This is a genomic window from Acidovorax sp. ACV01, from assembly GCF_014851495.1.
Taxonomy (GTDB): domain Bacteria; phylum Pseudomonadota; class Gammaproteobacteria; order Burkholderiales; family Burkholderiaceae_C; genus Acidovorax; species Acidovorax radicis.
This window is the reverse complement of the sequence record NZ_JACUZT010000002.1, coordinates 352,803-367,361: the sequence shown is the minus strand read 5'-3', so window position 1 is coordinate 367,361 and position 14,559 is coordinate 352,803. Positions and strand designations below refer to the sequence as shown.

The 14,559-nt window shown below is 66.0% G+C and carries 11 protein-coding genes; 5 read left to right on the top strand and 6 right to left on the bottom strand.

The features are described 5' to 3' along the window. Window positions 1-16 precede the first annotated feature (16 nt). The 3 genes from IB243_RS06225 (at window position 17) to IB243_RS06215 (ending at window position 4,991) form a co-directional block, all read left to right on the top strand. Window positions 17-715, top strand: coding sequence for a response regulator transcription factor (locus IB243_RS06225; protein ID WP_010463363.1), 699 nt, complete (start codon window positions 17-19; stop codon window positions 713-715). Window positions 716-794: 79 nt separating this feature from the next. Then, on the top strand, window positions 795-2,597 hold the full coding sequence (locus IB243_RS06220; RefSeq protein WP_192425807.1) for a FecR domain-containing protein: 1,803 nt from the start codon (window positions 795-797) through the stop codon (window positions 2,595-2,597). Window positions 2,598-2,639: 42 nt separating this feature from the next. Further along, window positions 2,640-4,991, top strand: a complete 2,352-nt coding sequence (locus IB243_RS06215; RefSeq protein WP_192425806.1) for a CHASE2 domain-containing protein — start codon at window positions 2,640-2,642, stop codon at window positions 4,989-4,991. A gap of 176 nt (window positions 4,992-5,167) precedes the next feature. On the opposite strand, the gene IB243_RS06210 is transcribed toward IB243_RS06215, so the two are convergent. From IB243_RS06210 to IB243_RS06200, 3 genes are all read right to left on the bottom strand, one after another. Then, the gene (locus IB243_RS06210) at window positions 5,168-5,491 is read right to left on the bottom strand and encodes a hypothetical protein (protein WP_192425805.1); all 324 of its coding nucleotides are present in this window, start codon (window positions 5,489-5,491) and stop codon (window positions 5,168-5,170) included. Window positions 5,492-5,578: 87 nt separating this feature from the next. Then, window positions 5,579-6,226 carry a glycoside hydrolase family 25 protein gene (locus tag IB243_RS06205; protein WP_192425804.1) on the bottom strand — a complete coding sequence of 216 codons (648 nt, stop codon included), beginning with the start codon at window positions 6,224-6,226 and terminating at the stop codon, window positions 5,579-5,581. Between the two features lie 4 nt (window positions 6,227-6,230). Continuing rightward, window positions 6,231-6,899, bottom strand: coding sequence for a hypothetical protein (locus IB243_RS06200; RefSeq protein ID WP_057227220.1), 669 nt, complete (start codon window positions 6,897-6,899; stop codon window positions 6,231-6,233). Window positions 6,900-7,447: 548 nt separating this feature from the next. Between IB243_RS06200 and IB243_RS06195 the strand changes: the two genes are divergently transcribed. Both IB243_RS06195 and IB243_RS06190 read left to right on the top strand, forming a co-directional pair. Beyond that, window positions 7,448-8,443, top strand: coding sequence for an FHA domain-containing protein (locus tag IB243_RS06195; RefSeq protein WP_192425803.1), 996 nt, complete (start codon window positions 7,448-7,450; stop codon window positions 8,441-8,443). 17 nt (window positions 8,444-8,460) lie between these two features. Next, the gene (locus IB243_RS06190) at window positions 8,461-9,972 is read left to right on the top strand and encodes a protein kinase (protein ID WP_225584771.1); all 1,512 of its coding nucleotides are present in this window, start codon (window positions 8,461-8,463) and stop codon (window positions 9,970-9,972) included. Between the two features lie 21 nt (window positions 9,973-9,993). Here IB243_RS06190 and IB243_RS06185 read toward each other — a convergent pair whose 3' ends face one another. From IB243_RS06185 to IB243_RS06175, 3 genes are read right to left on the bottom strand one after another with little or no spacing between them, the layout of a single operon-like run. After that, window positions 9,994-12,291 carry a glycosyltransferase family A protein gene (locus tag IB243_RS06185; protein ID WP_192425802.1) on the bottom strand — a complete coding sequence of 766 codons (2,298 nt, stop codon included), beginning with the start codon at window positions 12,289-12,291 and terminating at the stop codon, window positions 9,994-9,996. Beyond that, the gene (locus tag IB243_RS06180; protein ID WP_192425800.1) at window positions 12,292-13,152 is read right to left on the bottom strand and encodes an FkbM family methyltransferase; all 861 of its coding nucleotides are present in this window, start codon (window positions 13,150-13,152) and stop codon (window positions 12,292-12,294) included. It abuts the gene before it with no gap. Further along, window positions 13,139-14,548, bottom strand: coding sequence for a hypothetical protein (locus IB243_RS06175; RefSeq protein WP_192425799.1), 1,410 nt, complete (start codon window positions 14,546-14,548; stop codon window positions 13,139-13,141). Before IB243_RS06175 ends, IB243_RS06180 begins: the two co-directional genes overlap by 14 nt. Between the last annotated feature and the right edge of the window lie 11 nt (window positions 14,549-14,559).

Genomic DNA, 14,559 nt, shown 5'->3' with positions numbered 1-14,559 from the left:
TCGACAGGGAAACACCATGCGCATAGCCGCTTTGGACGACGATGCGCTCCAGCTGGATCTGATCAAGCAGGCCACGGAGGCAATGGGCCACGTCTGCCACACACACCTCAATGGAGCCGACTTGCTGCGCGAGATGCGCCGCGAGACCTTTGACCTGCTGATCGTGGACTGGCACCTGCCAGACACAACAGGGCCCGAAGTGGTGCGCTGGGTGCGCAAGAACGTGGGCACCCAGTTGCCCATCCTGTTCGTCACGCACCGCCAGGAGGAGCGCGACATTGTCGAAGGCCTGGGCAGTGGCGCCGACGACTTCATGGTCAAGCCGGTGCGCATTGGCGAGCTCAATGCCCGCGTCTCGGCCCTGCTGCGGCGGGCCTACCCAGCCAATGTGGGGGGCGTGGTGGAGTTCGGGCGCTACCGCTTCCTGTCCGAAACCCGGTCCATTGAAATTGACGGCGTGCCCGTGGAACTCAAGAACCGCGAGTACGATCTCGCCCTGTTTCTGTTTCAGAACATGGGCCGGCTGCTGTCGCGCGACCACCTCAAGGACATCGTCTGGGGCCAGGTGGCGGATGTCATGTCGCGCTCGCTGGACACCCACATCTCGCGCTTGCGCACCCTGCTGGACCTGCGGCCCGCCAACGGTTTCATTGTCTCGGCGGTCTACGGTGTGGGTTACCGTTTTGAAGCTGTCGAGGCCCAGCGAAGGGCCTGACCCCCACTACCAGCTGCGGCATCCTTAGGGGATTCCGTGGCCAGCCCGCCTGCACTGATCGGCACGAAGGAGATTTCACTTGGCAACCAAAACCGGCCGCCCCCGCTGGGCCCTGCGCGCCAGCGCGGCACTCACCCTGGGTTTTCTCGGTAGCCTGGCGAGCACCTGCGCCCAGGCCCGCCCCGCCGCTGCCACCACGCCACAAGGCGATGAAATTGCCCACACCGTGCAGGAGGGGGACACCCTCGAAGGCCTGGCCAAGGCCTATCTGGCAGCGCCCCGGCAATGGCCACTGCTGCAGGCCCGCAACAAGGTGGCCGACCCTCGGCGCCTGGTGCCGGGCTCGGTGGTGTGGATTCCGGTGCGCCTGCAGCCCGCCGAATCGGCCACGGTGGAGTTCGTGCACGGCATGGTCACCGCGCAAACCCGCGCTGGCGACGCCCCAGCGCCCGTCGCCCAGGGCGGCAAGCTCGAAGAGGGCACCGCGCTGCAGGTGGGGCCAGACGCCTTCGTCGCCGTCAAGCTGGCCGATGGCACCATCGTGCGGGTGCAGGCGCAGTCCGAGCTGCTGCTGCGGCAACTGCGCCGCCGGGGTCGCGCGGGCAGCCTGCAATCGGTGCTGGAAATGCGCAGCGGTGCGGTGGAATCCAGTGTTCCACCCAATGCCGAGGCTTTTCGCCGCTTCGAGCTGCGCACCCCCCTGGCCGTGACCAGTGTGCGCGGCACCCGCTTCGGCGTGGCGATGGGAGAATCGGGCCAGACCACTGCATCGGTGCTCAGTGGTTCGGTGGCCGTTCAGTCCCGCCAGCCAGAAACCGCGGGCCAACCCACCAACCCCTCCGCAGCGGCCGCCGCGATGCTGGCCCCGGGACAAGGGCTGGCCGTGGCGGCCGATGGCAGCGTGGGCGCGCCGCGCCCGCTGCTGGCGGCACCCGACACATCAGGCGTCCCTGCCATGCTCAGCGATGCGGGCATCCTGGCCATCAACGTACCACCGCTGCCGGGCGCAGTGCGCTACCAGGCCCAGGTGGCGCAGGATGCGGACTTCACCCAGGTGCTGCGCCACGGCAGTTTTGCCGACGGCCAGCTGCGCTGGAAAGCCGTGGAGGACGGGCGCTACTACCTGTCGGTGCGCGCCCTCGATGACGCAGGCATCCCCGGCGTACCCGCCCTGCTGCCTTTTGTGGTCAAGACGCGCCCCGTGGCCCCGCTGTACCAGCAACCCGCGCCCGGCGCGGTGGTGGCCAGCGGCGCGGGCGAACTGCGGTGCACCCAGGTGCCTGGTGTGGCCTGGTACCGCCTGCAGGTGGCCCGCGATGCGCAGTTCACCCAGCCCGTGCTGGACGAGCAACGCCTCACCGAATGCCGCCTGCCTCTGAGCACCCTGCCCGTGGGCAACTATTTCTGGCGTGCGGCCAGCCTGCTGCAACTGCCTCATGGCCCCGCGAATCCAGGGAGGCCGGCCGACCCGGGTGGCACGGCAGGCCAGGTCGACCAAGGGCCGTTTGCCCCGCCCCAGCCCTTCACGGTGGCAGACCGCCCCGCCACACTGTCTCCCCAGTCGTTGCAGGCGCAGGATGGCGACACCACGGTGCGGGTGCACTGGCCCGCGCAGCCCGGCCAGCGGTTCCGCCTGCAACTGGCCCCAGCCAACGATCTGGCATTTGACAAGGTGGTGCTCGACACCCAGCTCGACGCCCCCGCATGGACCGCCGGCAACCTGCCTGCGGGCGACTACCTGGTGCGTATCCAGGTACTGGACCCCACAGGCCTGCAAAGCGACTTCTCGCCACCGCGCCAGATCCGGGTCGGCTCGGGCATCAACACGGGTTCGGGACTGCCGGTCTCCACCTCGAGCGGCCAGCCCGTGGGACGCCCTTGAGGCGCGCACGCAGCATTGCCTGGGCACGGAGGTTCTGAGCCCATGATCACCGCCGGACGCACCCGGGGCCAGCAGCGGCGCCTGGAATGGAGCCTGCTGGCCACCGCCCTGCTGGGGCTGGTGGCATGGCTCAGCACCGCCGACAGCCTGAGCCGGGTCAACCACCTCGTGCAGGACGCAGGCCTGCGCTTGCTCTCACGCCCCGCGCACCCCGATATCGTCATCGTTGCCATCGACGACCCCAGCATCGCAGCCATTGGCCGCTGGCCCTGGCGCCGCGCGCTGCACGCGGAGCTGATCACGCGCGTATCGGCGCAGCAGCCCCGCGCCATCGGCATGGACGTGCTGTTCAATGAAGAAGACCTGGACTACCCCGAGGACGACGTGCTGCTGGCCGACGCCATGCGGCGCAGCGGGCGGGTGGTGCTGCCAGTGCTGCGGCGCGGCCACGGCCCGGCTGCCCACATGGCCGACCTGCCCTGGACCGCATTTGCAGATGCCGCAGCCGGCCTGGGCCATGTCCACGTGGTTCCCGACAACGACGGCGTGGTGCGCAGCCTGTACCTGCAGGAAGGGCCCGCCGCTGCACCCTGGCAGCACTTCAGCATGGCACTGCAGTGCGTGGCCACGTCCGCACCGCTCACCCCCGCCACGTTGCCGCAGTGCAACGCCGCGCGCGCTGCGGCGGTTGCCGACGGCGCAGCCACACAGCCTCCAGGCAGTGGCCCCTGGGAACGCGCTGACCGCACGCTGATTGCGTATGCCGGTGGTCCCGGCCACTTCACCACCTATTCCTACATCGACGTGCTGCGCGGCCAGGTGCCTGCACAGGCGTTTCGCGGCAAATACGTGCTCGTGGGTGCTGCGGCCTCGGGCCTGGGCGACATGTTTGCCACACCCATGAGCCAACAATCGCGGCTGATGCCTGGCGTGGAGGTGGTGGCCCAGGTGCTGGACGGCCGCCTGTCGGGTGTGCGGATCCAGCCTGCCGCCACGGCTCTCAACACCCTGTTCAACCTGGCCCCCGTGGTGTGTGCACTGCTGGCCCTGCTGTTGCTGGGGCCCTTCGTGGCCCTGCTCACCAGCGCGGCGCTGGGCGTGGCCACCCTGCTGCTCAGCGTGGCCCTTCCTTCGTGGATAGGCCTGCAGTTCGCGCCCGCTGCAGCGCTGACCGGGCTGGTGCTGGCCTATCCGCTGTGGAGCTGGCGACGCCTGAGCGCAGCCGCGCACTTTCTGCGGCTGGAGATGGAGCGTCTGCAGCGCGACGGCCTGTCGATGCGGCTGCAGCACCGCCCCGGCGATTCCGGCGACTTCCTGGAAAAGCGCATCAATGCCGTGGAACGCGCATCGCGCCAGCTGCGCGACCTGCACCACTTCGTGAGCGAAAGCCTGCAGCAGCTGCCCTCCCCCACCATCGTCTGCGACCCGCAGGGGCACATCCTGCTCACCAACATGGCGGCACGCCACCACGTGGGCGGAGACCCCCTGGTGCCGCTGCAGGGCCAGTCGGTGGTCGAACTGCTGCATGACCTGGTGCACACCGGCACCGGCCAGCCCCTCATCACCCTGGACAAGCTGCGCGGCCACCACATGCCCGAACAAAGCGAGGGGCGCGATGCCCAAGGCCGCAGCCTGCTGGTGCAGTGCAAGCCCTTCACCGACCTGGCCAAGGCTGGCTGGCTGCTGACCCTGGTAGACCTGACGGACATGCGGCGCGCCCAGCAGCAGCGTGACCAGGCGATGAACTTCATCTCACACGACATCCGGGCGCCCAACGCCTCCATCCTCACGCTGCTGGAGATGCAGCGCGCCTACCCCGGCCGCATGCCGGACGATGAGCTGATGCTGCGCATCGAGCGTTATGCGCGCACGTCCCTGGGCATGGCCGAGAACTTCGTCAAGCTCGCCAGCGCCGAGTCGCAGGAATACCGCATGGCGCCCCTGGACCTGGTGGCCGTGCTGGCCGAAACCGTGGACGACATCTGGGCCCTGGCCCGCGACCGGGGTGTGGAGGTAACCATTGCCACGGCGCCGGAAACCGCCCCCACCGTGGGCGACCGCGCCCTGTTGTGCCGCGCGCTGGCCAACGTGCTGAACAACGCCGTCAAGTTCAGCCCCGAAGAAGGCATCGTGCAGTGCTCCATCGTGCAGCGAGGGGAGCACTGGATCGTGTCGGTGCGCGATGAAGGCCCCGGCATCGCACCGGAACTGCAGGGCCAGCTTTTCGCACCGTTCCAGCGGCTGCATGACCGCAGCCACCCCGCCATCGGCGGCGTGGGCCTGGGGCTGGCCCTGGTGCACACCGTGATCCACCGGCATGGCGGAACGCTGGAGGTGGACAGCGATGTCGGACGGGGGGCGGAGTTCAGGCTGGTATTGCCGCTGGGCACTTGACTGCCGCAGGCAAGACCACTACAGGGCTGGAAAATTGCTACTATTTTAATAGCAATAAACCGAATAACAAAAAGCGCTAGTGGCCATTTTTATTCAATTCTCACCCTCCATCGGCCACACACTGCGTGGGCACGAAAGGACCACGGCCCTTCCATGCTCCACGCCGGCGCATGAGCCTAATGTTCGCTTTCGTAGGCCTTGATGACAGCGACCGATGTCTCTCCCAGCTGGAACCACAATCTGTCGCTTTTTCCAATACCGTGTGTACCGCTGGGATAGATCTCGATGACATCTTGGCTGCCCTTCCACTTCTGCGCTGTCACGCCGTTTTCGCTGAGCAAGCGCAGCCACAGCGTCATCGGGTCCTCCGAGAGCTCGGTCGTCAAGCAAAGCCTGGCAATCAATTGCAGGACTGCGATGGCATTGTCGTCAACCTGCAGATTTCTCTCGATCTCCTTCGTGATCTTTTTGGTGTCGGTGGCATCGGTATAGCAAGTCATGGCGAATCTCCTCAAGGTGTGGTGGTGGGAAAGTGAAACGATGGGAAGCGTCCCCTTCCGTCCAGACGGTGATGGGTGGCCTGGGCACTAGCCCAGAGCGGCGAGCTGCGCCACGGAGCCGGCGAACCAGTTCTGGTCCACGGCACCCGCCACGCCAGCCACCGGGCTGCCGCCATTGACGGAGCCATCGCTGTACTGCCAGAACGTCCAGGACGACAAGGGTGACCAAGGTGGTGGCACATGGGGGTAGGCCGAATACGCGGCCAGCCACAGCGGGCGGGAGGCCAGCACCTGGCAGCCGGGCAGCGCCTGAAGCGCCTGCCAGAAGCCCGTGTCGGTGTAGACCATGGTCTGGCGCCCGAACAGCGCATCGGCCTTGGACAGGAATGCCAGGGTCCATTGCAGGACTTCGGCGGGGCGTTGCCCATCCAGGGTTTCCAGATCCAGCACCGGCGGCAAGTCCCCAGGCCCCAGCGTTCCATCGGCGCTGACCGTGTCGTAGAAAAACTGCGCCTGAGCGACGGCATCGCTGCCGGCATGGCCGAAGTGGTAGGCGCCCCGGCGCAATCCTGCGGCCGCGCTGCCCGTCCAGTTGGCGCGGAAAAGCGGGTCCACATAGGCAATGCCTTCGGTGGCCTTGATGAAGCAGAAGGCCACGTCGCTGCCAGCCACACTCGGCCAGTTGACATTGCCCTGGTAGTGGCTGACGTCGATACCACGGGTTTGCGCAGCCATGGCGTCACACCACGTTGTTGAGCATGGTGACCTGTGTCTGCAACAGGCCGTCGATGCGGATCGTCGTGGTCAGCGGCTGGCCTTCATCCCACATCACGCCGCAGTTGTATTGCAGGGTGTTGGGGTTCAGGACGCTGCCGTTGACTTTTTGCTGGTAGGTCGTGTCCCCGCCGCCCGTTCCCTGGATGCCGATGCCCCAATGGCACCAGCCGTACCAGCTCGGTGACTTCATGACCATGGTGTAGACCGCAGAGCCGGTGTCGGGCAACACCGTGTGCCCATTGAGTTCTGCCGTGAGCTTCATCAGTGCAAAACGGCAGGCGTCCTGCGCCGCCACATTGCCACCCAGTGCATTGGCGAAATTGGCGGTCAGTGTGGTGTGGTACGGCACCGTCTGCGGAAAAATCACGTCGGTGACAGCAAAGAACGCTGCGTTCAGGCCGGTGGGCACACGCTCGGCATTGAACACGAAAGCGCCGTTGTCCGAGGTATAGATGGTGGTGGCTGCGTACGGGTCATCGGCATTCACGTATTCGCCATTCAACGCCCAACCCCAGCACGCGGCGTTCACAAATGGCGCCTGCTGCGAGGTCGGCACCGTGGCGCCGTTGCGAGGATGCAGCCCGCCAGCGGGCGCCAGCAGATTGCGTTGAGTGTCAGACAGGTAAGGCATGGTTTTCTCCGTCAATGGATCGGTGCGAATGGCAAACGCCATCTCGCCGGACAAATTGTGGGAGCCACCTTCTGGCTTGGCGATTACAGGCCATTACAGGCCGCAGGCACCGATGCCCGTGGGTCTGCACGCCGCTGTGCGCACCGTTGTGGCGGCAGGCTTTCAGCGTCATCGTGCCACCGCGGTCAACAAGAAAAGTGCCCGGCCCTGCACGCAGCACGGTCGAAAGGCAGGTGCGTGGCAGGGCTGCTTGCGATGCCTTGCCAATGGGCCTCGTGCATTTCGATCCCGTGCAATTGCAAACAGAACGTTAACTACCAGATTTGGTAGTTGCGCGGGGAGGACTGCGCCAACACACTCTTTGGGCTGCATCGGGAATTCTTGGCGAACGCCCGGATAGGAAACCGGCGTCAGCTGCACAGCGGCATCCCGCAAGGCAATCGCAGCAGCGGCATGCCACGGCCTGCGTGGCATCACATTCAGCCATGCGCGGGGCCAAAGGAAACCGCGCCGCAAGGTGTGACGAAGAAGAAATGAGGGACTGACTGATGGCAATCCTGAAAAACCGCGCAACACAGCGCAAGATCCATTTGCGGACACTCCACGTGTTTGGGCGAGGCCGTTCTTCGGACACCTTGCTGGAAAACCCGGACGCCTCGCAGCTGCATGCCTCCATCCGCTGGACGGGCACCGCATGGGAACTGCACGACCACAGCCGCAACGGAACCCTACTCGATGGCGCGCTGCTGTCCCACAACGGTGCCTTTGCACTCCGCGTGGGAAGCACCATCGGTTTCGGGCGTGATGCTGGCTCTGCCTGGGTCGTGGAAGACCTTGCAGCCCCCTCCAATCTGCTCTGGCCCCTGGGCCACGACAGCGCCCCCGTGCCGCTGGAGCGGTCCAACCTGCTGCCCCAGGGCGAGCACGCCGAGGTGTCCATCCACTGCGCCGAGCAAGGCCGGTGGATATGCACCACCCCACAGGGCAGCTGGGTACTGGAAGACGGCGACGAGATCCGATTTTCCAACCAGCCCTGGTGCTTCATGGCGGCGCAGGAGGTCACCTCGACCATGGAGGCCATGGTCGGCGCAGCTCCATGTATCCGGCCGCGCACGAGCCTGCATTTCAACGTCAGCCTGGATGAAGAGCATGTGCGCCTGCAGGTGCAGGAGGCAGACCGTCAGTTCGACCTGGGCGAACGCACCCACCACTACGCCCTGCTGACCCTCGCGCGCTTGCGATGGGCCGATGCGCAGCGCCATCGGGACAGCCAGGCCCATGGCTGGGTCGAGCTGGAGCGCCTGGCGAAGATGCTGGGAGTGGAGCCCGGGCACCTCAACATTCAGATATTCCGCATGCGCAAACAACTTGCACTGGCCATGCCCGGCGACTCCCATGTCCCCGAGCTGATCGAGCGGCGCCGGGGCTCCTTGCGCTTTGGCTGCCTGTGCTTTCGCATCACGCGGGGCACGCAGCTGGAAGCCGATTTCGACCCCTTGGCACTGGTCAGCCAGATCCACGCTGAAGAGTCGCTTGTGGCCTGAGCCTGCGCCCCATTGCAATGACACGAGTGCCCACGCACGGTTTTCCCGTGGGTGTGCCGGGCTATCAATCGCTGGGTTTGCTGGGCCAGGGCGCATCGGGCCAGGTCTTCAAGGCCAGGCAGCGCAGCACCGGCCAGTTCGTGGCCATCAAGATTCCGAGCACCCCGGCCGCGCGCGACCCCGCCAACCGGCGGCGTGTGCATCAACGGCTGCACCAGGAAACCCGGGTGCTGGCCCTGCTGCAACACATCCACGTGGTCCGGCTCATCGACAAAGGCTTGGCCCATGAGGGCGTGCCGTTTGCCGTGCTGGAATACGTGGCTGGCGAAACGCTGCGCGAGTTTCTGCAGCGCCAGGGCAAGCTGTCATTGCCGGACACGGCGGGGCTGATGGCGCAGTTGCTCGATGCCCTGGCTTTCCTCCATGCCCACCACATCGTGCACCGGGACCTGAAGCCAGAGAACGTGATGGTGGTTTCCAGCGGCACCAACTTGCACGCCAAGGTGCTGGACTTCGGGCTTGCCAGCCACCACGGGGAACCCCAGTTCACGGCTGGGGCCGAAGGCACGCCCGCCTACTGCGCGCCAGAACAGCTGCGCGGCGAGGCGTGCGGGCCCGCCACCGACATCTATGCCTGGGCCTTGATGTTCGTGGAGTGCCTGAGCGCCCGGCCGAGCATCCAGGGTGCCAGCCTGACGGAGGTGCTGCAACGCCAGATGAGCATGGAAACCGTCCCGTTGCCCGAGGAACTGCAAGGCAGTCCGCTGGGCACGCTGCTGCAGCAGGCTTTGCAAAAAGATGTGCGCCGGCGCACCGCCGATGCCGTGCAACTGCACGGTGACCTCGCCCGGTGCCTGGCACAGGCAGGCCAGCCCCGCGGTCCCAGCCACCCGGCGGGGCCCATCCCCGCAGCCCACGCCGCATCCGGCCGGGCGCAACACGCCACCATGGATTCGCTGGAACGTCCCAGGCTACAACCCCCCGGGGCTCCCTCGCGCGCCATCCTGTGCCTGACCTTGCGCCTGTACCCCGCCCGCGACGCATCCCTGGCCCTGTCCGACCTGCAGGAGATCCGCGAACAGCAGTTGCGCTGGTGCGCCAATGCCGTGCAGTCGGGCCAGGGTCATGGCGCGGGGACGCTGGGAGACTGCATGCTGTTCCACTTCGAGCAGGGCCCCAGCAGCGCACAGAACCTGCAGCAGGCCGCAGCCCTGGCACAGGACCTGTGCATCCGTGTGCAACGAAGAAGCCGCATGCTGGAGGTGCGGCATGGGGTGCGCCTGGAAATATCGGGAGGCATGCACACGGCCACCCTGCAGCCCCACGGGGAGCCCCTGGACAGCCACCACGCGGCCAACGTCACGCTGCACCTGAACAGCCTGGCGGGCCCCGGGACGGTTCTGCTGAGCCACCGCGCGCACCACGAGCTGGCCGGCAGCGTGAAAATGGAAGCCTACGCCAGCACCAGCAAGGCCCATCCACCAGAACCCGAGCCGGTATACCGGCTGGCACCTGCTACCCACCCGTAAGCCTCCCGCAGAGTCAGCGGGTCAGCGAATGAGCCTCTCAACGCGCTCCACCGGGTAGCTGTGCCAGCGCCGGTTCCAGGTGTCTTTGGGACTGGTGTTGCGGTCGTGGACACGGGCCACATACAGATGCTGATCCGGGTTGGTGGCAATCCGCTTGTCCCGCACCGACCAGACAAAAGCGTTGTCTTCCCCCACATCGATATCCGCGAACGGGGCACTGCGCCAGAACTCCCTCAGGTAGCACAGCGTGCCGCCACACACCCAGGGCGTGCGCCCGTCGTACACATACTGCCAGGCCCGGCGCGTGTCTGGCGCATAGAAGAACACCTTGTCCAGGCCGCAGATGTCGGCCCCCTGGCCGCGCAAGGCCTTGACCTGCGAACTGAGCCAGGTGGGTGCCATCCAGTCGTCGTCGTCCCAGTGCGCTATCACCTCGCCACGCGCCAGCTCGCAGGCAATGTTGCGCTTGGCGCCGATGGTGGACTTGCGGTCCAGGCGCAGGTAGCGGATTCCGCCGTGCGATGGGATCAGATCGGCCACGCTGTCGCGCCCATCGTCCAGCACGATCAATTCACGGGGTTCATAGTCCTGCGCCAGAAAGTTCCGAATGGCTTGTGGCACAAACTCACGCCGGTCCGCGGTGGGCATGATGCACGACACCATCGGCATCGCGGGCGCCTGCGGGCCACCTGTCTCAGCCGTGCCACCAGGGGTGGCAGGAAAGTAAAAGCTGCGGTCGTCGTCCGGCAGACAGTCCGGTACAGGCACCAGGGCCCAGGCGGCCTGCTGCAAGTAGTGGCCTTCCTTGAACTTCCAGGTGTTGCCATCGTGGCGCACATAGATGCACAGTGAACGCCCCGAAATGCGGCACAGCCGCGCTCCGCCCCGCAGGGTCTTCAGCAGGAAATCCGCATCCTCCCGCAGCGATGTATCGGGGTACCGCCCCTGGCGCTCCCACAGGCTGCGCCGAAAGACCAGGGTGCCACCGCTCACGTTTTCGACAAACATCCGACGAAACAGCGCCCGGCTGCTCGCCCAGAACTCGGCCAGCGGCCGGGCCATGAACAACATGTCGTTGAGCCCGGTGACATCCGCCAGGTTGTGCAGAATGGGCGCGGCCTGGCGGCTCAGGCGCTGCGCGCCATACCAGTCGTCATCGTCCCAATGCGCGATCAGCTCGCCCCGCGCCACACGCACCGCTTCATTGCGCTTGGCACCAATGCTGGTACGGGCCGGCATGCGGATGCAGCGGACGCGTGGGTCGTCGATGCCGGCGGGGAGATCAGACTCTTGCTCGTAGACGACGATGAGTTCCAGCGCGGGATAGTCCTGCCGCTGGAAGTAGCGGATCGACTGCGCAACAAAGGCTGCACGCCCCCGCGTGGGCATGACGCAGCTCAGCAAGGGCGGCGCCGAGGGCGCGGTGCCTTCGGGCACCTGCAGCGCAGGTGCCACATTGCCGGGCAGTGGCACAAAGATGCGCATCTGCTCCGGCACGGCAAAGTAGCGGCAACCATCCCCTGCGCAGTGGCCGTGATAGGGCGGTGCCTGCGGATGGCTCTCGCTGCGCCAGGCACAGAACCGGTCCTGGTACAGCCGCTTGTTGGCCTCCAGCAGTCCATCGTGGACAGGTGCCAGCACCGCGCAGCGGGGCGCACGATGGACGAAGGCGCCCTGCACCCAGACCCCCAGGAAGCCGGCGCGGGCGGCGCGCACGTTGTAGTCCATCTCCCAGCAGGGGCCCTGGGTGTATGCCGTGTCCGCCGCGCCAATGGCGGCCACCACCTCGTTCTTCACCACGTAGCAGAAGTCTGCCAGGCTGTGCAGGGGCGCCAGGGGCACGCAGGCATTGCCGTAGCGAGCCAGCAAGGCGTCCGCCTGGTCCCACAGCGCTTCCTGGGTAGCGCCGCAGTCTGGTGCCACGGCCTGCTCGTTCCATCCCCGGTTGGTGGAGGGGCCCGCCAACCCATGGCTGGCATCGCTGTCCAGCGCGGCCAAGATCAGCTCCAGCCAGCCAGGGCAGACCCGCGCGCCGTTTTCCAGAAACACATAGATGTCGGCAGGCTCGCTCACCAGCTGGTTGAAACAGGCGGCAGCCCCCGGCTGCGCCGGGCTGGACCGCTGAACAAGGGACTCGGGGGCAAGCCGCACCTGCTGCACGGCCGGGGCCTGGGATGCAAGGACACTGTCCGGCAGTATCCGCAGCCCGAAGGGCAGCGGCGTGTTCTCGAAAATACTGCACAGCGTGGCGGCCAGACCTTCGCCAGCCCCCGTCACATGCACCCCAATCAGGATCTGGCGATTTTGTGCAGCAGTCATTCACCACTCCTCGCTGGTAGCCACCAGACCCGCTCCCAGCAGCGCTTCCAGCTTGCGCCAGGGGCTGCCAGGGGCTTCGTCGCCCCAGTCGTGCACCGCGTCCGCCAGTTCCTCGAGCGCCACGGCCTTGGTATCGGCAGCCGCATAAAAGCGCGGATAACACAACAGCAGCTCTTCTATGCAGGCACGCACCAAGGATTCGCGCCGAGCGATTTCCGGAGCATGGAAGGACACGCAGAGGGTCGGTGGCCCCCACCGCCACAGGCGGCGCCAGAGGCCGGGAATCACAGCGTATTCGCCACCCTCGATGTCCATCTTGACGAAGTTGCAGTCCTTCCCGGCATACATGTCCAGAAAGCGCTCCATGTCCACACCCCGCGCCTCGTGGCAGGGCTGGCCAGGCACATCCGGCGCAGCCAGCATGCCCGACATGCTGTCTCCGAACTCGCTGTGCCCAGCGTAGTAAAGACCACCGGCGTAGAGTTGCAGCGGGCCAGACTCCGCGCCAATGCCGAAGGGGTACAGGTGGATTTTTTCGCACAGCCCGGGGTTGGCTTGCACGTTGCGGCCGAGCTCTGCAAACGCCACCGGGTCGGGCTCCACGGCATGCACGCAGCGCGACAGTGCCGCACCGTAGAGCACCGTAGGGCCGATCCAGGCACCCAGGTCGATGTATGAGCAGTCTGGCTGCAGGAAACGCCGGAAGACCTCGAAGGTTTGCGGCTCCCACGCGCCGGCCTCCAACCGGTGCCAGAACGCACTTCTGGCCGCACTGGCACGCACCTGGAACGCCTGCGGGCCCACCGACACGCTCAGTGCATGCAGTGCGCTCTCGGCGCCACCAGCGTCATGGGTTTTCATCGCCCAGGCCTTCCGCAGACTGCCAGATGGTGAACGGCGCCGGGCCGCTATACGTGGCACTGAACTCAAAGGCATTGCCTTCAAAGATGAAACCCGGCACGTTGATCTTGCACCACACGGCGCCAGCGTAGGGGCTGCTGCCCGCCGCCAGGGTCATCTGGATGCGCACGTCCTGCTTCCAGGAGTCCTGCGTCTGCAGCGAAAGCGGCAAGAAATAGTTGTTCCCATAGAAGTTAGCCTTCTTGCTGCGTATTTCGCACACCAGCGTCACGAAGTTGCCACTGCTGTTGTAGACCAGCTGGAAGATGAAACGGTAGTCGGGGCTGGCGGGCCAGTCGAGGCATACGATGTTGCCGACCACCACCTGCTGTGCAGGCAAGGCCAGTGCCGGATAGATATTGACCACGCCCGGTCCCCTGGCGTACAGGGCACTGAGAGCAACATCCTCCACCGGCGAGGTGCTTTGCAGCGCGACATCGGCATCGCTGACCGGTGCACTGCTCAGCAAGGGCACATTGGCCAACGGTGGCACCTGCTGCACCAGGGTGGAGTGGCTTGCCGCGCCCGAACCATCGCAATTGAAGACATAGCCGCCCGCCTGCGTGATCACGCTCGGCGCTTGTATGCCCATGCCACACGATGGCACCACCTGCAGCTGAATCAGCTTCTGGCCCGGCAATTGTGGCGATCTCTGCAGCCGGCGCACCGTGCCGCTGTGGTCCAGGCAGACCTCCAGCCCCCAGGTGATGCCTGCCAACTCGAACACGCCGGCACCGTCATAGTTGACCTCTTGCTGCTCACGTCCCAGCCCACCGCCGGTCGATGCAGGCCAGTATTCCACGTCGCCCAGCAACAGGCCGCCCGGATTCACGGCAGTGGCGATGAAATCAACCCCCGACATCAACTCCTTCATCACCATCCGCGCCCCCGCATCGCCCTGTGCCGCAATGCCCCCCTGCTGCACCAGCGCAAAGTTGTAGATCTCGGTGCTCGCGAGTGGGTCGATGTCGTAGGGCGGCGTCTGCTGGGTGACCGACGACGCGCCCAAAATGGTGCCAAACACGAACACCCAGTCCACCCACTGGTCATCGGCCGCCATGCGCTGCAAGGAGGCAATGGCGCGTTGGACATCGTCCATCTGGTAGGCACCCGAGGCACCTCGAAAAAAGAACTCGGGTGCCATGAAGACCTTCAGGGTTTCCCCCTCGGGTGTCGGTGGAGACGCCTGCGGCAGCGCATCCCGGGCCGTTTGCATGGCGCGCAACATCACATCGCAGCGCGCTTCAATGTCGAGCTTGGGATCGCTCAGCCCCAGATAGGTCTTGGATCCATCGGGGTTCACCTGGGGCGCCGTGTCGAGCACGTAGCCGATGAATTGGACGTTGGTGTATGCCATGCAATTTTCTC